Genomic DNA, 18,966 nt, shown 5'->3' with positions numbered 1-18,966 from the left:
ACCGAGCGCGGCACCGGCGTGTCCGGTTCGAGGATCTCATGGCCTACAAGCGGCAGAGCGATGCCGACAGGCGCAAGGCCGCTGATGACCTCATTTCCCTCAGCGAGGAACTGGACCTGTACTGATGGCGTTCGCCGTGGTGTACGACGTGAATGTGCTGTACGGCAATGAGGTCGACCGCCCAAGGCCTTCGCGGCCATCCTCGACGCCCTCGAACGTGCCGGACTGGTGGAATCGGCCGCGGCACTCCGAGACTGATGCCGTTCCGCGTCGGTCCCATTATCTTTGGCTGTTTGGCATGTCCACTACATAGCGAGACCCGTCGCGAGGAGCTGTGCGAAGAGACGCACCGCATCCTCGTCCAGTTTCCTGAGATCGCCCGCGTTGGGTGAGTCCAAGGCCCGCACACGCGCTATGGGGCCTGGCCTGGCGGCTATGCTTACCCGGCTTGGCCGCTCGGTCGTCACCGCGAGCTTCGGCAGGCAGGTCACGCCGCGTAGGTAGATCCGGCCGTCGCGTCACTCGCCCACGACCAGCCAGCCGCCTCCACCGCCTGTGCAGCGCCACTGGTGATCGACAGGACAACGAGCAGGCAGTTTGGTCCTGGCACCACCTCGCGTGGCCAGGGCGCTCGCGCCCGCCGTACCACCCGAAAGACCCGGTCTCCCACGATCAGGAGATCGCTTGTGAGTGCCGCCTCCCACCCGGCAGCGCGGGAATTCGGTCAGCCAGCTCACCCCTTCAGATATAAGTCATGTGCCCCTTCTTGCACGGTGGTTATATTCATGTTGCTGCTCGGCGGGTCATCGGGGCGAACCCCTCCGGCGGTGTGTGACGCCCGGTTGCGCCATCTGCCCGCTATTGGCGTCATGAAAAGGCATGAGCCTCGTCATGGAGATAACCCCAACTCCTGCGGGGCGTTTCCATGACTGTCACGGCATCGCCTGCAAGGTGAGCCGCCTCGCCATGTCATTGGATCTCGAGCAGGCTGCCTGTTTGTGGTTCGCCTCCAGGGCCGTGTTGGCTTCAGCGCATGCCGTACCTACCAGAGGCGCGGGGGTGGCCATCCGGCAGCGGCTATCGCGTTCGTAAGGTTATGAGGCCGGGTTTGGGGAGGTCGTTGGGCAGAAGGAAGGGGTGAAGAGGGTGGTGAAGGTCTTCTGGAAGTCGTTCCAGTCGCCGTTCAGGTTGCTGACCAGCATGTGGGTGCCCCGGCGGTTGCCCATCGCGTACGACGTTGAGCCCTGGATGTAGCCGCCACCGCCCCAGAGTGTGACTCCGCAGGGGAGTTTCTGGGAGTAGATGCCGAGGCCGTACCTGGTGCCGGGGACCCAGCCGGAGCCTTCTGTCGAGACGGCGGTGAACATCTCCTTCTGCTGGGCGGGCGGGAGGAGGCGGCCGTGCAGCAGGGCGCTCAGGAACCGGTGCAGGTCCGAGGTCGTGGAGATCATGCCGCCGGCGGCCCAGGCCCAGCTCAAGTCCATCCCGGTCACGTCGTGGATTTCCGCGTCGGGGCCGGTCTCGCCCAGCTTGGAGTAGTGGCGGGCGTGCGGGTCGCGGATCGTCCTGTCGGTGCCCGGGAGGTAGGTTCCCGCCAGGCGCAGCGGGCGGGCGATACGGCGCTCGATCTCGCCCGCGAGGGTCGAGCCCGTCGCACGCTCGACGATCATTCCTGCGAGGTTGTAGTTGACCTTGGAGTAGATGAAGCGTTTCCCGGGTTCTTCGGGACGCGGGGTCTCCTGGCCGAGGATGGCGTCGGGGAGTCCGCTGGTGTGGTTGAGCAGCTGCCTAATGGTGATCTTGATACCGTCCGCGCCGAGATACTCCTCCACCACGCCGGGCAGCCACTTAGCCACCGTGTCGTCCAGGCTCAGCTTGCCTTCGGCCACCAGTTGCAGGACCACCGTCCCGGTGAACGCCTTGGTGAAGCTTCCAATGTGGAAGTGCTCACCCGATTTGCGCTTGCGACCGGTCGTCATGTCGGCCACCCCCGCCGTGCCGAACCACGGCGTCGTGCGACCGTCTCTGATCTCGGCGACGATGCCAGGGCCGCCGCCGTTGGCCACGGCCTGGTCGAGCGCGCGCTGGAGCTTGGCGTGACCTCGGTCGCGGTCGGCCGCGGAGGCGGCGGGGGTCGTTAAGGCGGTCCCTGCCACAGTCAGGGCAACGACGAGCAGGCCCGTACGGGCGCGAAACATTGATATTTTGCCTCCTTGGGCATGAAGGGGTCAGACATGGCCATACGGAAAGGGGCATACCAAAAAGAGCGCGAAAGATCGCCGAAGGCTACGGAAAGCGCGCTACTACGGCTGCCAGCGCGTTGGTGGGGTTCTGGGGGGCGGGGTGTCACTCGCGGGCATGTAAGCAACCTTAGTTGACTAATCTAGGATTAGTCAACACGAGTTGCTTAAGGGTGAGCCGCTCGCGGTCCTTGTCGTCCCGCGCGATTCGTGGGTGGCCCGCTGCTACCGGGGCACGTCCGGGCCATCCACCTCGACATGACCCCGGTGACGCCGAGTGGAGCCGCCACTCCCACCGAAGACCAGCACGGAGGCCCGGCGGGAAAGGCCGCGGTTCCCCGGCACTGGACAGATATATTTCGGTTCTCGTCCGTTATTGGCCGAAATTTGTGGTGACGCAATTGCCGCCATCATTTCGTGGTCTTGTGCCCGCAGTCGATCGTGAGAATGCAGGAACGGTGAACCGGTCGAGAAATAATAGTGGCGCTTTTGCGAAGAAATCACTCAGCGGCCGTTCCTTCCGTTGACATGTGCCGTTGGTTGGCGGGGACCCTCGCGCGCGGATCATCGCTGCTGGCACGCGCCCGATCTTCGGCCTTGCGGCCGAAACGACGCGGCCTTTGTTTCGTCGCAGCAGGATCGAGGAATTCATGTCCAGCAAAATTCGGAACGATGGAAAGGCGCGACGCCGCGGGTTCGCCCGACGAGTGGCGGTGGTCGTCGGCGCGCTGGTCAGCGTGGTGGCGATGGCCGGAGTCGCGCAGGCGGATCAGCCCGCCGTCATGTTGGGCGCGGGCTCGCTCAACACGTTCGACGCGATGCAGGAGATGGACATCATTTACAACGAATCGGCGGGCTGTGATCTGGTGGTCCCGCCGACGACCCCGCAGTGGACATGCGTGTCACCGCAGCCGACCAGCGTGGTGACGACTGAGAACTATTACCACGATGTCGCGGCCTCGATGTTCTCTCAGGGCACCAGTGCGGGGCTGCGCATGCTCTGCCAAGGCAACGACGGCACCCCCGGCACCACGGATATCGGCTACGCGCGTTCTTCGACGTCGCCCAGCAGCCTGCCGTCGATCTGTAACGTGAGCGACAAGCTCACCTACGTCGGCTGGGCCAAGGACGCTATCGCGATCCCCAAGTGGCTCGGCGGAGCGAGCGAACCCGTCACCAGTCTGAGCCACTCCCAGATCAAGGAGATCTTCACTGATATCTCCGGGGACGGGTGTGCCGAGGACTGGGGCGACTTCGGCGGCACGCCGGGTGAGCAAATCCTGGTCCATGGCGTTGAGCCCCTCACCTCCTCTTTCGGCACCTTCCAGACCTATCTCGGCGGCAATGCCAACTACTGCGCCCTGGAAACGGGCGGCCAGTTGCTGCCAGAGAACGACTGCACCCCGATCAACGATCTGCCGGCCGGAGACAGGGGCCGGTCGATCTGGTGGGTGTCGTACGGCAAGTACGCGACCGGAGCCACCAACTGCACAGATGCCGCGACCGACCTGATCGGCGTCAACGGCGTGGCTCCCAGCGCCCCCTCGATCCAGAGCTCCACCTATCAGTACACCAACTTCCTGTACAACGTGTACCGCCGCCCGGTCACCGGCGACCCCGTACTGAGATGGCGGATCCGCTCCTACATCGGCGAGTATCCGCACGGATGGCTCTGCCGCTCCAACTCCATGCACATCAAGCCTGTAGGCGACCCCGGCCTGGGCGTCCCACATGCGGGCGCCGAACGCAACTACGGTCTCGCCATCGACAAGATCATCGATGACGCGGGCTTCGTCAGGATCAACCCGCTCCCCGATGGAGACAAGTGCGTGTCCTTCAACATCAACTGACGGCGCACTGGTCAGGCTGTGCGAACTGGCGGCCTCGATCGTGCCGCCAGTTCCATGGCAGCGTTCTTGTTCTCCATGGTTCGTTCCACCTATCCGGCGCGAGTTCGGATGAACCCACAACGAGCGCGTGCCTACGGCCATTCAATGCGAACAAGATAGGTTTCACGCTGCTGGTCCAAGACCACATAGGTGGCGAGACCACGTTCTCCGAACGGATGCGTAAGCATGTTCGCTCTAGGGTTCTTGGAGTTATATGGGCTGCCGCTCCAAGGAGCGGTCTCCAGGAGCGCGAACAGCTCAGCGAGGGGCCGCAATGCGTGAGCAGGTAGCGCAGCGATCTGTTCCTCGGCTACAGGGTCAATGATGAGCTTGAACACCTAGACATCGATCCCGCGAGCAGCAAGGATCTCCCGCCACGGCCTCCCCTGGGGAACTGGTTCGCCAGCCAGAGCTTGCTGGGCTCGGACATGCATCTGGCGGCGCCCCTCGGGGTCCTTCGTGGTGTCACAGGCGGAGATCCACCAGCGGTGCACGAAGGTGTGCAGGGCTTCAAGATCCAGGCTCACCCTGACCTCATCGAGCACGGCCTTTAGTCCGGCGTCGAAAGCCTCGCGATCTTCTGGGACGACCAGCGCAGCACGGATGGCTCGCAGGTTCCTCTCAGGCGGAGCTGCACCGAGGGAGATGAAGTCCTGCGGTTGTGCGGTCATACCGTGCTCCCTTCCCTGTCCCTAAGACTACAGAGAGGGGGAGACATCCTTCATGCACAGGCGAGAAGTCAGACCTGTCGCGGAGTGAATGAGGGGAATCGGACCCGCGTGCGGGTCACCCCGGTTTGGGGTGACCCGCTTAGCGCCGGGTGCCTAGAGGAAGGCCCAGGTGAAGATGTGCAGGATGCCGTCGTCGGGTGGGGAGAACTTGATGGTCTTCAGGGTTTTTGCCGGGTTCAGGGCGATCGGTTGGGCTGCGAACACGTGTGCTGGGATGGGCTGCATGGCCCAGGAGCCGCCGTACAGGCGGTAGGGGCTGGAGGCGATGATCTCGTTGCCGTACTGGGGTTGGCCGCCGCCGAAGTCGAGTAGCCAGTCGCTCATGCCGAGTTTCGTGGTGGTTGTGGTGCCGTCGGTGTAGGTGATTGTCGCGTCTACCTCGGGGTAGCCGCCGGTGCCGGAGCCGAGGAAGGCGATCTTGGTGGCGCCGGTGGGGGCCGTGACGTCCAGGGGTTTGGTGCCGGGCTGGATGTCGTCCCATTCGCCGGGGTTGCGGTTTGGCCAGGTGAAGGTGAAGCCGTTCCAGTTGATTGTCGCGCCGGGGGTGAGGCCGACCGCGCTGAGGGCCTGGGCGGAGTAGCTGAAGTTGGCGCCGTCGACGTTGGCGCTGCCGGGCTTGGTGTCGTCGCCGATGCTGGCGTTGTTGTGGTGCCAGGCGGGGGTGCCGGGCTTGGCCACGTTCAGCCGGATGCCGGCGTTGATCTGGCCGGATCCGAGGATCGGGATGCTGACCATGCCGAGTGGGGTGTTCGCGGGTACGGTCACCGTGATCTTCTGCGAAGCCGCGCCGCCGCCGGAGGTGGGGTAGAGGGTGCCGCTGATCGGGGTGACCGAGATGCCGGGCGGCGGCTTCGCCTCCCAGCGCACCGACCCTCCGACGCTTCCGGTCGACCGTGCCGTGATCGTGGTCTCGAACGTCTTGCCTGGCTCGACTGGGCCGCTGCCGGGGTTCAGGCCGAGCAGCAGCGGCTTCGCGCCTTCGTTGAACGCGGGCGGTGCGTCCGCGGGGGCCGAACCGAACGCAGTGTTCGGGGTGGTCGCGGTGGTGAAGTCCAGCTTGCCGCCGCGCTGGGCGATCGTCTCCGGCAGCCACGCCTTCGTCGTGGCCACGCCGTTGACCTTCAGCGTCCGTACGTACCGGTTGGCCGAACCCGGTGCGTTGATGATCAGGTCGCCGGCGGGGCGCTTGATCGTGATCGAGTCGAACAGGGGCGTGTTGACCAGCAGTTCGGCCCGGCCGGGGATCGCCGGGAACAGGCCGATCGCGGACCAGACGTACCAGGAGCCCATCGCGCCGAGGTCGTCGTTTCCGACCAGTCCGTCCGGGGCTGAGGTGAAGAGTTCCTTCTGGACTCGCCGTACCAGATCCTGGGTTTTGTACGGCTGGCCGGCCCACGCGTACAGCCACGGCGTGGCCGCCGACGGCTCGTTGCCGAGGTAGGCGTACGGCTGGTTCGGGCCCGCGTTGAGGACCTTGAAGAAGTTGTCCAGGCGGGAGATCGCCGCCGCGTTGCCGCCCATCGAGTCGAACAGGCCGCGCACGTTGTGCGGCACCAGCCAGTGGTATTGCGCGCCGTTGCCCTCGATGTAGGAGTTCATCGAGGCCGGGTCGAACGGCGACCGGAACGCGCCGTCGGCCATCTTCGGCTGGATCCAGGTGTTCGCCGGGTTGTAGGTGCTCTGCCAGGACTGCGACCGTTTCATGAACTCGCTCGCCAGCGCGGTGTTGCCCAGGCGGGCGGCCAGCTGGGCGATGCCGAAGTCGGCGACGCCGTACTCCAGGGTGGTCGACGGGTCCATCGGGACGTAGCCCTTGGCCATGAAGTCGGCGTTGCCGGGGCGCTCGTCGTAGCCGAGCAGCGGGTGGCCGATGTCCTGCGGGCCGACCCTGCGGGCTGCCTTGGCCATCGCGTCCAGCGCCGCGGGGGCGTCGAAACCGCGCGCGCCGAAGGCGTACATGCTGGACAGGATCGAGTGGAACGGATCGCCCACCATGACGCCGGTGATCGCGTTCTGGTGTGACCAGCGGTCCCAGACATTCCCCACCGATTGCGCGTTGTCGTACATCGACTGGGCGATGTCACTCGCCACATCGGGCGCGAGCAGGGCGAGGAGTTGTACCTCGCTGCGGTAGATGTCCCAGCCGGAGAAGGTCGCGTAGTGGTGCTTTCCGGGCGCCACCTTGTACGGCTGGCCGTTCATGCCGGTGTAGGTGCCATCCACGTCCTCGAACACGTACGGCTGGAGCAGCGCGTGGTAGAGGTTGCTGTAGAAGGTGCGCCGTTGCTCGGTGGTGCCGCCGCCGATCTTCACCTGTCCCAGCCGGGTGTTCCAGGTGGCCCGCGCTTTCGCGGCGACCTGATCCACCCCGTCCTGGCCGATCTCGGCGGCCAGGTTGTTCTTCGCGCCGGCCAGGCTCACGTAGGACAGACCCACCCGCATCTGGACCGGCCGGGCGGGATCGAACTCCAGGTACGCCCCCGAGCCGGGCCCGTTCACCGTGATGTCGCCCGCGGTGACCACCTCGGCGTTGGCGACCTTCGCCTCGGAGGCGTTCCGCACGGTCGCGGCCCCCGGCGTGACGGTGCCGTCCTTCCAGGTGCCGTAACCGAGGATCGGCTGGTCGAACGTGGCGTGGAAGTACACCTTGTACCGCATCGGCGGGCCGCAGAAGCCGCCCGTCTGCACCCAGCCGGTCACCGTGTTGCCGCTGATCCTGGTCTCGCCGTCGTCCACGCCGTTGACCGAGCCGCTGGTGTTCAGCAGGAGCGTGCCCGGCTTGCCGGCCGGGAAGGTGAACCGGCCCACGCCGCCGCGCGTGCTCGCCGACAGCTCGGTCTTGATGCCGGTGTCGAGAACCGAGCTGTAGAAGCCGGGGGAGGCCTTCTCATTCTCATGCTTGAACGTCTGAATGTAATCGGCGCCGTGCGTCGCGGGCGACCGGCCGATCTTTCCGGAGATCGGGATCACGGGGAAATCCTGCGCGCCGGTGCAACCCGGCCCGGAGATGTGTGTCATCGAGAAACCGCGCAGGCGGTTGTCCTCCCACGCGTAGCCGCCCCCGGCGTTCTCCATCGTGTCGGGGCTCCACTGCATCATTCCGAACGGCACGACCGCGCCGGGGAAGTTCATTCCCGCGCCGCCGCCGTGCCCGAAGTCCGCGGCGCCCGCTTTGGTGCCGAGGAAGGGGTTGACCAATGCGGCCACGTCGGTGACCGGGGTCGGCACGGGATCGTGCACCGCGCCTGCTGGCAATGCCATGGCCGCCAGGAGGGTGGCGACCATCGGTGCTGACCATATGGACAAGGGATTCCTCCATCGTTGCGATCATCGTGATCACGACGAGAAAACGGGAATGTGAGATGGCGGTCAATCAGGAGAAGTGCCGGTCACAAGTTGCCATTGCCGTGTTTTCGCGGGTCACCGGCCTGCCGGGCCGGGCCGTACGGGCTGGAAATAGGGATAGGGGAAAATAGGGGTTGGCCGCCGCGGGCGCGGCTTGGCACATTCGGCGATATCGCCGAGCTGTTGGGATTCGCGAATGACTGCCATGCCGATCGTCGAAATCGAGATGGACCACCGGGCCCCAGAGGTCCGGCTGGGCCGGTTGCTTGACCCCGACTCGCCGGTGCCCTTGCACGCGGACGATGACAGCGGCGTCCAGGCCGTCTGCGGGCGGGTGGACGGCTCGCCTGTCGTCGCGTACTGCACCGACGCGACCCGGATGGGCGGCGCGCTTGGGGCGGCCGGTGCGGAGCACATCGTGGAGGCCATCGGCGCGGCCGAACGTCTCGGCTGCCCGGTGATCGGCCTGTGGCACTCGGGCGGCGCGCGCCTGGCGGACGGCGTCGAGTCGATGCACGGCGTGGGCCGCATGTTCGCCGCGATGACCAGGGTTTCCGGCGTGATCCCGCAGATCTCGGTCGTCCTTGGCCCCGCCGCTGGAGCCGCCGCGTACGGGCCCGCCCTCACCGACATCGTGATCATGGCCGAGGACGCGCGGATCTTCATCACCGGCCCCGAGATCGTCCGCAGCGTCACCGGCGAGCGCATCGACATGGCCGGCCTCGGCGGCCCCGAGGCGCACGGCCCCAAATCCGGCGTCGCCCACATGGTCGTCGGCGGCGAGGATGAGGCGTACCAGCAGGCCCGCCGCCTCACCGGCATCTTCACCCGGCCCGGCGGTTTCGACCTCGGCGCGCTGTCCGAACGCCGCGACCTGGCCGCGTTCCTGCCCGACTCGCCGCGCCGCGCGTACGACGTCCGCCCGCTCGTGCACGCGATCGTCGACGAAGGATTCCAGGAGCTCCAGCCCCGCTGGGCCGCCAACATCCTGGTCGGCCTCGGCCGCCTCGGCGGGCGCTCGGTGGGCGTGCTGGCCAACAACCCGATCCGCAAGGGCGGCTGCCTGGACACCCTCTCCGCCGAAAAGGCCTCCCGGTTTGTACGGATGTGCGACTCGCTCGGCGTGCCCTTGGTGGTGCTAGTCGACGTACCCGGCTATCTGCCCGGCATCGCCCAGGAATGGGACGGTGTCGTCCGTCGCGGCGCGAAACTCTTGCACGCCTTCGCCGAATCGGTCGTCCCCCGGGTCACCCTGATCACCCGCAAGTCGTATGGCGGCGCGTACATCGCGATGAACTCCCGCTCCCTCGGCGCCACCGCGGTCTTCGCCTGGCCGGACGCCGAAGTCGCGGTCATGGGCGCCGAATCCGCCGTCGGCATTCTGCACCGCAAGGCCCTGGCCGCCGCCCCTGACGACGAGCGCGCCGCCCTGAAGGCACACCTCACCGAGGAGCACCTCCGCGTCTCCGGCGGCGTCCAACGCGCACTCGCGCTCGGCGTCGTCGACGAGGTCATTTCCCCCGACTCCACCCGATTCCGCCTGGCCGAGGCTCTCGACCAAGCCCCCTACGCACGAGGACGACACAACAACATTCCGCTCTAAGTTCGCGCGTCATGCCCGAGGCTCTCCGGCAACTCCGTCCGGCGGGACACCTTCAGCTTGCGGAACACGCGGGTCATATGCTGCTCGACCGTGCTGACCGTGATGAACAGCCGCGCGGAGATCTCCCGGTTCGTATACCCCTCGGCGGCAAGCTCCGCCACCCGGCGTTCGGCGTCGCTGAGCAGCACCGGAACGCCGGCAGGATCATCCCGATCCATCCGGGGCAGCGCCCGGCGCAGCGACTCGGCGTGGCACTCCTTGGCCAGGGCGCGGGCGCGCTGCCCGAGCATCCCGGCCCGGCGATATTCGCCCGTGGCGTGATAGGCCTCGGTGAGGTCGAACAGCAACCGGGCGTACTCGTACCGATCGCCCCCCGCCTGGAGCAGATCGGCGGCCTGCCGCAGGAGCATCGGCCGGTGGCGAACCTCGCTGACGGCGGCCAGCAAGCGTAACGCCGAACCCCGCACCCGCTGGGACTGGCGCCCGCACCGGGAGAGCTGCTCGTTCACCAGCCGCCGGGCCTCATCGTTGTTCCGTAACGCGATCAGCGCTTCGGCGGCGTCCAAGCGCCACGCGATGAAGCTGGGGACGTCCAGCTCCCACCGGGTCATCAGCTCGCCGCACAGCAAGAAGTCTCGCAGGGCCTGATCGGGCTGGCCGGCCATCAGGTTGAAACGGCCCTTGCCCCGCAGGTACTGCAAGCCGAACCGAGTCTCCAGCATGGCGTCGGGAATGGGCAGGTTGAACTCGGCCAGGCAATCGTCCAGTCGGCCCATCGCGGCCCCGGCCAGCAGCAGGGTGCCCAGCGGTCCGCCCACGGCCACCCCCCAGCTCCCCGCCGGGATGATCTCCAAGGCGTGCCGCGCGTCCGCGGCCGCCGCGGCCAAGTCGCCTCCCCGGAGGCCGATCTCGGCGCGGATGGCCGCCAGGCGGGCCTGGCGGCTGGGGGCGCGGCGGGTTTCGGCCTCGGCGATGAAGGCGTCGCACCAGGGGGCGGCGCGGCCGGGGCGGTCGGTGTAGGTGAGGGCCAGCAGCGCCGTCTCGACCGTGTCCATGGTCATCTCATCCAGGCGGCAGCCGCGCAGGATGTGCTCGGCGGTGGCCATGGTCTCCTCGCGCGGACCGTGGGTGAGCACGTCGGCGAGCGCTCCGGCCGACTGGATCCGGCGGCCGACGCCAAAGGAGGACACGACGGCGCCGACCTCCGGCAGGTGCGGCAGGAACGACGGGTAGAGGGCGCGGAACCACGGGCGGGCGGCGGCGAGTTCGGCCGCGGTCTCCCGGTCGGGTTCGCCGAGCTCGCGCAGGCGGCCCAGGACGTCCATGGCGTCCTGGGTGTGGCCGTGCCAGAGCAGTGCCTTGGCCAGGATGACGGTGTCGCCGCCGCCGAGGTGGCCCTTGTGCAGGGCGTCGGTCAGTCCGGCCAGGTGGCCGACGGGGGTGCTGGGGTTGATCCGCCATTCGGCCCGGACCAGCGTGGTGGCGATTCTGGCCCGGCGGCGCTCGTCGTCGCAGGTGCGCCAGGCCAGCTTGAGGTACTCGATGGCGGATTCCACGCCGTTGTCGCGCAACTCGAGCCTGGCCGCCTCCTCCAGGGCCGACAGCGCCCACGGGTCGCCCGCGTGGCTGGCGTGCAGGAGGTGGCCGGCCACGACATCGGCCGTCGCGCCGTCGCGGTGGGCCAGTTCGGCGGCGCGGCGGTGCAGGTGGATGCGGTCGGCGGCGTCCAGTTCCGCCAGCACGGCCGAGCGCGCCGCCTCGTGCCGGAACCGGCCGTCGGCCAGCAGCCCGGCCCCGGCCAGCGCCTGCAGCGACTTGGCGACGGCGGCTTCGCTCTCGCCGCGGCCGAGCAGGCGGCCGATCGAGCCGGGCTCGCCCAGCACCGCCAGGCCCTGGGCCGTCTCCTGGACGTACGGTCCGAGCCTGCGCACGCACGCGAGAACCGCTTCGCCGTAGCGGTCGCCGGGGGCGCCGGTGGTCTGGAGGTCCTCCAGCAGGGCGTCGACGAGCAGCCGGTTGCCGCCGCTCAGCGCGTGCACGACCGCGCCGAACCGGCGGGCGGCGTCCTCGCCGAGCCGGGCGTCGACGCCGTCGCGGGACAGGTGCGTGAGCCGTACCGGCCGGCAGTGCGGCTGCCTGAGTATCTCGGTGTGGAAGAGGGTGCGCAGGTGGGGGCTGTGTTCCGCGGCGCTGAGCACGAGCATGACGTTGGCGAACTTGACCCGCCTGGCCAGGTAGGCCAGGCACAGCTGGGAGGCGCGGTCGGCGTGGTGCACGTCGTCGACCGCGATCACCAGCGGGCAGCGTTCGGCCAGTTCCAGCAGGACCGTGCAGAGGGCGTCCACGATCTGCACGTCCACGTGCTCGATCGACTCGGTGGCCGCCGGGTCCCTGGACAGCTGCGAGCGGACGCCCTCGTCCAGCAGGCTGAGCGTGGTGACCCGCTGCTGGTCCAGCAGCGGCGCGTGGTGCAGGAGCTGGGACAGCACGCCCAGCGGCAGCCCGCTCTCAGCCGGTGAACCGGTGGCCGTCAGGTGCAGCGCGCCCAGGTCGAAGGCGCGCTCGGCGATCGCGTACAGCAGCTCGCTCTTGCCGGTCGCCACCGCGCCGGTGACCATCGCGATCCTGCCCTTGCCCGCGACCGCCTCGGCCAGCAGCGCCCGCAGGGTCGCCATACCCTCACGTCTGTCGTCCACCGTCTTTCCTCCTTAGTGCCCGGCAGCGGCTAGCCGGTGGGAGGCGGGTTCGCCGCCGTCCAGATGACCGTCGCGGGCGAGCCGGTCGGCCGCCGCGCGGACGGCGGAGAAGGCCGCCGCCGCGATGTCCCTGTCGATGCCCGCGCCCCAGGCGACGGCTCCGCCGCTGCGGCACTCGGCGTAGATCACGGTCTCGTCGCCCGACCGGACCGCCTGGTTCGGGGTGAGATCCGCGTGGTCCAGCGGCCGCCCGGTCCGGTGCACGACGCCGACCTGGATGCCCCACGGGCTCAGCACCGAGCCGAGGGTGCGGAACGCGTCGGCCTGATCGCCGCTGACGTCGAACCCGCCGTCCACGTGCAGGGCCGTCGCGAGCGGTTCGCGGCCCACCTGGAGCGGGTCGGACGGGTCGCCGTGGTAGAGGTACTCCTCGGCGAACAGCGCGCCGATCCGGCTCGGGCTCAGCTCGCCGCCGCCCGCGTCCGCCTGCCGCTGCACCCGCGCGGACAGGTCGGCCTGCAGACCGCGCGGCAGGTTCAGGCCGTGCCAGGCGCTCATGATGTACGCCACGCCACCCTTGCCGGACTGCCCGTTCACCCGGACCACCGCCTCGTACGTGCGGCCCACGTTCTTGGGATCCACCGGCAGGTACGGCACCTGCCACGGCAGCGCGTCCGGGCGCACGCCGGTCTCGGCGGCCTGCCTTTCGAGCGCGTCGAAGCCCTTCTTGATGGCGTCCTGGTGCGACCCGGAGAACGCGGTGTAGACGAGATCGCCGCCGTAGGGGTGGCGCGGATGGACCGGCAGTCCGGTGCACCGCTCGACCGTGCGCCGGACCGCGTTGATGTCGGAGAAGTCGATGCCGGGGTCGACGCCGTGGCTGTACAGGTTCATCGCGAGCGTGACCAGGCAGACGTTGCCGGCGCGCTCGCCGTTGCCGAACAGGCAGCCTTCGATCCGCTCGGCGCCGGCCAGCAGGGCCAGTTCGGCGGCGGCGACCCCGGTGCCCCGGTCGTTGTGCGGGTGCACCGACAGGCAGACGTGCTCGCGCCTGGACAGGTTGCGGTGCAGCCACTCGATCTGGTCGGCGAAGACGTTCGGGAGCGACCGCTCGACCGTCGTCGGGAAGTTGAGGATGATGCCGCGCCCGCGCTCGGGCTGCCAGACGTCCATGACGGCCTCGCACACCTCGAGGGCGAAGTCCGCCTCGGTCTCGTTGAACAGCTCGGGGGAGTACTGGAAGGCCAGGTCGCAGTCGCGCAGCACCCGCTCGGCGTGGTCCAGCATCGTCCGGGTGCCCTGGACGGCGAGGTCCCGCACGCCCGCCCGGTCCAGGTTGAACACGGTGCGGCGGAACAGGGGGGAGGTCGCGTTGTAGATGTGCACGAGCGCCCGGCTCGTGCCGCGCACGGACTCGACGGTGCGCCGGATCTGGTCCTCGCGGGCCTGGGTGAGCACGGTGATCCGGACGTCGTCCGGGATGCGGTCGCCTTCGATCAGCATCCGGACGAAGTCGTGGTCGCTCCGGCTGGCCACCGGGAAACCGACCTCGATCTCCTTGTAGCCGATCCCGACCAGAAGGTCGAACATCAGGAGTTTCCGCTCGGGTGTCATCGGATCGGCGAGCGACTGGTTGCCGTCCCTGAGGTCGGTGGAGAGCCAGCGCGGCGCCGCGGTGATGCGGTTTCCCGGCCAGGTGCGGTCGGTCAGAGCTAGGGGGGTGAATCCGGAATAACGCTCGACACCCTTCATCGTCGGATTTCCTTTCCTGGATGGCTCCTGACGTGCGGATCGGGGATGGCGAATGACGGCCCGACGCCGAGTTCGGCGTGCAGGAGCGCGCGCAGCCCTTCGTAGGCGTGCCGCGCGTCGGTGCGCCGGCCGGTGTGGCTGAGCGCGGTGATGAGCTGGGCGTGGAAGTTCTCGTTGAGTGGATGGGCGGCGACCAGCATGCGCAGCTCCTCGATGACCTCGCCGTGCAGGCCCAGGCTGATCCTGGCGTCCATGTGCATCTCCTGCGCGCGCAGCCGCCGCTCGTGCAGGGCCGTCGCGTACGGCGCGAGCGCCGGCCCGAGCCGCACATCGGCCAGCGCCGGCCCGGTCCACATGGCCAGCGCGTCGCGGAGGACCAGCTCGGCGGCCCGGTGGTCGCCCACCTGCTGGTGCTCGGCGGCCCGGTCGACCAGGCGGGGAAAGACCAGGGCGTCGACCCGGTGCGGATCGACCCGCAGCGCGTAGCCGGGCGCCTGGGTGGCGACGATGCCGCCGGCCAGCACCTGGCGCAGATGGTAGATATGCGTCTGCAGCGTCTTTATCTCGGCCTTCTTGGCGACCTCGCCCCACAATTCCGTGACGAAGACGTCGACGCTGACGACTTTTCCCGCATTGAGCGCCAGCAGCGCCAGCACCTGCCGGAGCTTGGGGCCACCGGGGGTGTGAGAATGGCCGTCGCCGTCCAGCACCTCGGTCGGGCCCAGCAGCTTGAAATCCGGCATCTGATTCCCTAAGGTCTTGTTGAAAGTTGTACGACCCTTATTCCGCTGGCCCCAAGCTAATAAGGGTCACCCCCACCCGACAAGACCGGGAATCAGCAGTTCAGGGAAAGTAGCCCGGAGTGGTAAGGGGGGGTATCAAAAGTTGTATTGCGGCCTACAACTCTCGGATTATCCCCTTAACGGATGACCGTCCCGGCGTAACAATCCGGTCATGGCAAGTACATGGGCATCGGGCCGGGCGTCCGGCACCTCCGCCCTCATGAGCGCGGCGCGAGTGCTGCGATTCTGCGTGGTCGAGGCCCGGCCGGCCGTGCTGGCCGTGTCCATGCTGAGGTTCCTGGCGGGGGCGATGCTGGCGCTGCCGGTCGCCGTCGCCCCGGCACCGGCGGAGGTGCTGCAGGGCGCTGCCGCCTGGGTGTTGTCGATCTTCGCGATCTACGTCGGGAACGGGGTCTCGGACGTCACCGAGGACCAGGTGAACGGGTCCCGCCGGCCGATCGCCCGGGGCGACCTGGACCCGCGCGTGGCGGCCTGGGTCGCCGCGGCCGCCGCGGTCGTGTCGCTGGTGGTCACCGCCGGGCTGCCCGGCGCGATGACCTGGGTGATCGCGGCCAACCTGGTCCTCGGGTACCTGTACTCGGGCGCGCCGTTCCACCTGAAGAGCCGGTCCGGCGGCACCATCGTGGTGCTCTGCGGGTCGGGGCTGCTGGCCTACTGGGGCGGGTTCACCGTGGTCATCGGCGGCGCGGGCGAGTCCACGCCGATCCCGCTCATCATGTTCGCGGTGGCCGCGACCTGCTGGATGACGCTCGTCGGCGTGCCGGCCAAGGACCTGTCCGACATCGCGGGGGACGCCGCCGCCGGCCGGCGCACCATCGCCGTGACCTGCGGCGCGAGGGTGACCAGCAATGTCATGTCGGCCGCCGCGCTGATCCTGGCGGCGTCATTCTGCGTGGTCAGCCTGGCCCTCGGGGTGCCGCTCGCCTGGGCCGCGCTGGCCATGCTCGTCGGCGCGGTGGCGGTCACCCTGGCCGGCCGCGCGGCGGATGCCGGCGCCGACCGGAGTCGCCGACGTAGACCTTACCGAGCGTTCATGGCCACACAACATATCGTTCACATTACCGTCCTGTTCTCCAATATCTGACAGGATATGTTGCTTTGCAGACGTAAGTGAGAGATAGTAAGGGTCTCACGCGTCCCAAAGCGGAGGGGCTTCCTTGGGTGCTGAATTCGGGGCCGGGAGCGATCCAGCGAGATTCGTAGATGCGTGCCGGGCCGAAATCCTTTCGGAATTCGAGTCGGAGCTGCAAGCCACCGGTAACGCGCTCTCCGCGGATCCGAGCGCCATCCGCCAGGCTCTTATGACCGCCCAGTACGTCCTCGACGACGTGGCCGCGACGCTACGCACCGGAAAAGTGCAGGTCAACGACCTTTATAAATTTCACGCCTGGGAAGTCGGCATCAGTAGGGCCGCTTCCGGAGTTCATCCGAGGGCCTCTCTTGAGGCGGGCTCACTTTTCTTCAAGTCCGCGCTGACGCATCTGGCGCGGCGAATAGCGGCCGATTCCGATCGCCCTTCCGACACGTTCGCGCTGGTCGCCACCGGCATGGAGGAGAGCCTGTCGCGCCGGGTCAGGGAGGCCTCCGAGAGCTACACGGGGTTCCTGCTCAACCAGGTCCAGGAGGTGCAGGAGGAGGAGCGGCGCCGGATCGCGCGCGAGCTGCACGACCGGATCGGCCACGGCATCAGCGTCGCGCACCAGCAGCTCGCGCTGTCGGAACTGCACCGCGGCACCGACCCGGCCCGGGCGGCCATCAAGATCGGGGTCGCCCAGCAGGCCATCAGGGAGGCGATGGAGAACCTCCGCCAGATCACCTCGGAGCTGCACCCGCAGGTGCCGGTCAAGAGCCTGGAGAAGGCGCTGCTCGGCTTCCTCGAAGCGGTCGAGGAGGACACGGTCTCGGTCGGCCTGGACGTGAACGGCGACGAGTCGTGGGCCGAGCCGCGCGTCCTGGACGAGTCCTTCCTGATCATCCGCGAGGCGACCAGGAACGCGCTGACCCACGGCACGCCGACGGTGATCCTGATGCGGGTGGACATCGCCCCGCATGTGCTCCAGGCGTTCGTGCAGGACAACGGCCGGGGCTTCGAGCCGTCCCGGCCCAGGGTCCGCAACGGCGGGGTCGGGCTGACCTCGATGCGGGAAAGGGCCGAGCTGCTCGGCGGCCGGTTGGCGATCACCAGCGAACCGGGCAACGGCTGCCTGGTCGAGCTGTTCATCCCGCTCAAGAGGCAGTCCCGTGAGTCCGAGCAGCTCTGACGGCAAGATCTCGGTCGCGCTCGTGGACGACCACGCCCTGTTCCGGGAGGGCCTGCGGGAGATCCTCGAATCCACCGCCGACCTGGCCATCGTCGGCGAGGCGGGCAACTCGGCCGACGCCGTACAGCTGGTCGAGGACACCCGCCCGAACGTGGTGCTGCTGGACGTCGAGATCCCCGGTGACGAGGTGACCGAGACCGTCACCCGGATCCGGGCGCTGTCGCCGTGCACGCAGATCATCATTCTGAGCATGTACGACGGCCCGCAGCTGCTCACCCGCCTGCTGGCGGCCGGGATCAGCGGCTACCTGCTCAAGAGCATCCACCGGCACGAGCTGATCGCGGCCGTCCGGAGCGTGTACGAGGACCCGGGCCGGGTCGTGCTCGCCGTGTCCCGGACCAGCCTGGCCCAGGTGGAAGGCCCGCAGGCGGGGGTGCTGACCGACAAGGAGAAGGAGATCCTGCAGCTGGCGGCGCAGGCGCTGAGCAACCTGCAGATCGCCCGCCGGCTCGGGCTCGCCGAGGCGACCGTGAAGCGGCACATGCGGAACATCTTCGTGAAGCTCAACGCGGTCTCCCGGATCGACGCGGTCAACAAGGCGCTGGCCGCGTCGCTGATCCCGGCTCAGAGCAGGAGGGAGTCGGACTGATCCGCCGCCCCGGGCGGGAAGATCCGGCCGAGCTTGTCCCGGATGTCGGGGGCGAGGGTGACCTCGGAGGCGGCGAGGTTCATCTCCAGATGGATCTGGTCGCGGGTGCTCGGCACCGGGACGACGTGCTCGCCCTGGGACAGCAGCCAGCCGATCGCGAGCCGGCCCGCGCCGAGGTCCAGCCGGGCGGCGACGTCCTCGACCTCGCGCAGCGGGCCCAGCTCGCGGTGCAGGCTGGCGGGCTGGAAGCGGGGGTCGCGGTGCCGCCAGTCGCCGGGCGTCAGCTGGTCGGCGGAGCGGATGCGGCCGGTGAGGAAACCCCGGCCGACCGGGCGCGCGGCCACCACGCTGATGCCCAGCTGCGGGACCTCGGCCAGCAGATCGGGCTCGGCGCGCAGCCCCCACAGCGAGTACTCCACCGCGAGCGCGGCGACCGGATGCACGGCATGGGCCTGGCGGAGCTGCCGCAGCGAGCCGTTGGACAGGCCGACATGGCGGATCTTTCCGGCTTTGACCAGGTCGGCCAGCTGGGACATGCCCTCCTCGATCGGGGCGTCCTGGTGCGGGCTCAGGTAGTAGAGGTCGATGGCGTCGACGCCGAGCCGTTTCAGCGACGCCTCGCACGCCTGCGCGGTGCCGCTGCCCCGGGTGGCGATGACGATCTCCTCGCGGCGGCTCGCGACCGCCCGGCCGATCAGGCGCTCGACCTGGCCGTCGTCGTACCGGTCGGCGGTGTCGACGAAGCTGACGCCCGCGTCCAGCGCGCGGCCGATCAGGTCGAACGCGTCGCCGGGGTCCACCGGCCCGTACGCCCCGGACAGCGCGAGCGTGCCGAGCCCGATACTGGAGATCATCGGGCCGTCCCGCCCGAGCCTCGTGTAACGCAATTGCCCCCCTTAGCGCGCCGGTTGATTCCATTGATAGCCTGCGCCGGTCAAAGCCCGGTCAAAAGCGTACAAGCGGCGGTCTGAACGCCGCTGGTTCCCGGAGAAATAGG

General features: G+C 68.5%; 13 protein-coding genes and 1 pseudogene. 6 read left to right on the top strand and 8 right to left on the bottom strand.

What is annotated here, in order from left to right; genetic code table 11:
- Positions 1-186: 186 nt before the first annotated feature.
- Positions 187-258, top strand: a pseudogene (locus tag Amac_RS58485) (PIN domain-containing protein); the annotation flags it as partial.
- Positions 259-1,094: 836 nt separating this feature from the next.
- Here the strand turns inward: Amac_RS58485 and Amac_RS43155 are convergent.
- Positions 1,095-2,198 carry a serine hydrolase domain-containing protein gene (locus Amac_RS43155; protein WP_155360238.1) on the bottom strand — a complete coding sequence of 368 codons (1,104 nt, stop codon included), beginning with the start codon at positions 2,196-2,198 and terminating at the stop codon, positions 1,095-1,097.
- 572 nt (positions 2,199-2,770) lie between these two features.
- Here Amac_RS43155 and Amac_RS43150 point away from each other — a divergent pair.
- Complete coding sequence (locus tag Amac_RS43150) at positions 2,771-4,090, top strand: type 2 periplasmic-binding domain-containing protein (protein ID WP_155360237.1); 1,320 nt, start codon at positions 2,771-2,773, stop codon at positions 4,088-4,090.
- A 131-nt stretch (positions 4,091-4,221) separates the two neighbouring features.
- Here Amac_RS43150 and Amac_RS55605 read toward each other — a convergent pair whose 3' ends face one another.
- The 3 genes from Amac_RS55605 to Amac_RS43140 all read right to left on the bottom strand — a co-directional run bounded on the left by Amac_RS55605 (position 4,222) and on the right by Amac_RS43140 (position 8,145).
- On the bottom strand, positions 4,222-4,467 hold the full coding sequence (locus Amac_RS55605) for a hypothetical protein (RefSeq protein WP_218041638.1): 246 nt from the start codon (positions 4,465-4,467) through the stop codon (positions 4,222-4,224).
- Complete coding sequence (locus Amac_RS43145; protein ID WP_155360236.1) at positions 4,468-4,800, bottom strand: DUF6247 family protein; 333 nt, start codon at positions 4,798-4,800, stop codon at positions 4,468-4,470.
- 153 nt (positions 4,801-4,953) lie between these two features.
- Complete coding sequence (locus tag Amac_RS43140; protein WP_155360235.1) at positions 4,954-8,145, bottom strand: GH92 family glycosyl hydrolase; 3,192 nt, start codon at positions 8,143-8,145, stop codon at positions 4,954-4,956.
- A gap of 256 nt (positions 8,146-8,401) precedes the next feature.
- Between Amac_RS43140 and Amac_RS43135 the strand changes: the two genes are divergently transcribed.
- Positions 8,402-9,808 (top strand): acyl-CoA carboxylase subunit beta, encoded by a 1,407-nt coding sequence (locus Amac_RS43135; protein ID WP_155360234.1) that lies wholly within the window; start codon positions 8,402-8,404, stop codon positions 9,806-9,808.
- Here the strand turns inward: Amac_RS43135 and Amac_RS43130 are convergent.
- The 3 genes from Amac_RS43130 to Amac_RS43120 are packed head-to-tail and all read right to left on the bottom strand — an operon-like array spanning position 9,805 to position 14,999.
- Complete coding sequence (locus Amac_RS43130) at positions 9,805-12,504, bottom strand: helix-turn-helix transcriptional regulator (RefSeq protein ID WP_246269069.1); 2,700 nt, start codon at positions 12,502-12,504, stop codon at positions 9,805-9,807. The genes Amac_RS43135 and Amac_RS43130 overlap by 4 nt on opposite strands.
- A gap of 12 nt (positions 12,505-12,516) precedes the next feature.
- Positions 12,517-14,256, bottom strand: coding sequence for a 2-isopropylmalate synthase (locus tag Amac_RS43125; protein WP_155360233.1), 1,740 nt, complete (start codon positions 14,254-14,256; stop codon positions 12,517-12,519).
- The gene (locus Amac_RS43120; RefSeq protein ID WP_155360232.1) at positions 14,253-14,999 is read right to left on the bottom strand and encodes an AfsR/SARP family transcriptional regulator; all 747 of its coding nucleotides are present in this window, start codon (positions 14,997-14,999) and stop codon (positions 14,253-14,255) included. Before Amac_RS43120 ends, Amac_RS43125 begins: the two co-directional genes overlap by 4 nt.
- 211 nt (positions 15,000-15,210) lie before the next feature.
- Here Amac_RS43120 and Amac_RS43115 point away from each other — a divergent pair, with 211 nt between their 5' ends.
- The 3 genes from Amac_RS43115 to Amac_RS43105 all read left to right on the top strand — a co-directional run bounded on the left by Amac_RS43115 (position 15,211) and on the right by Amac_RS43105 (position 17,969).
- Positions 15,211-16,143 (top strand): UbiA family prenyltransferase, encoded by a 933-nt coding sequence (locus Amac_RS43115; protein ID WP_155360231.1) that lies wholly within the window; start codon positions 15,211-15,213, stop codon positions 16,141-16,143.
- 217 nt (positions 16,144-16,360) lie between these two features.
- Positions 16,361-17,320 (top strand): sensor histidine kinase, encoded by a 960-nt coding sequence (locus Amac_RS43110; protein WP_155360230.1) that lies wholly within the window; start codon positions 16,361-16,363, stop codon positions 17,318-17,320.
- On the top strand, positions 17,301-17,969 hold the full coding sequence (locus Amac_RS43105) for a response regulator (protein ID WP_155360229.1): 669 nt from the start codon (positions 17,301-17,303) through the stop codon (positions 17,967-17,969). The genes Amac_RS43110 and Amac_RS43105 overlap by 20 nt, the downstream gene beginning before the upstream one ends.
- Here the strand turns inward: Amac_RS43105 and Amac_RS43100 are convergent.
- On the bottom strand, positions 17,945-18,856 hold the full coding sequence (locus Amac_RS43100; protein WP_170322946.1) for an aldo/keto reductase: 912 nt from the start codon (positions 18,854-18,856) through the stop codon (positions 17,945-17,947). The two genes, Amac_RS43105 and Amac_RS43100, sit on opposite strands and share 25 nt — an antisense overlap.
- Between the last annotated feature and the right edge of the window lie 110 nt (positions 18,857-18,966).

Source organism: Acrocarpospora macrocephala (assembly GCF_009687865.1).
GTDB lineage: Bacteria > Actinomycetota > Actinomycetes > Streptosporangiales > Streptosporangiaceae > Acrocarpospora > Acrocarpospora macrocephala.
Note: the sequence above shows the minus strand (reverse complement) of the source record. Positions and strands in the feature narration are given on the sequence as shown.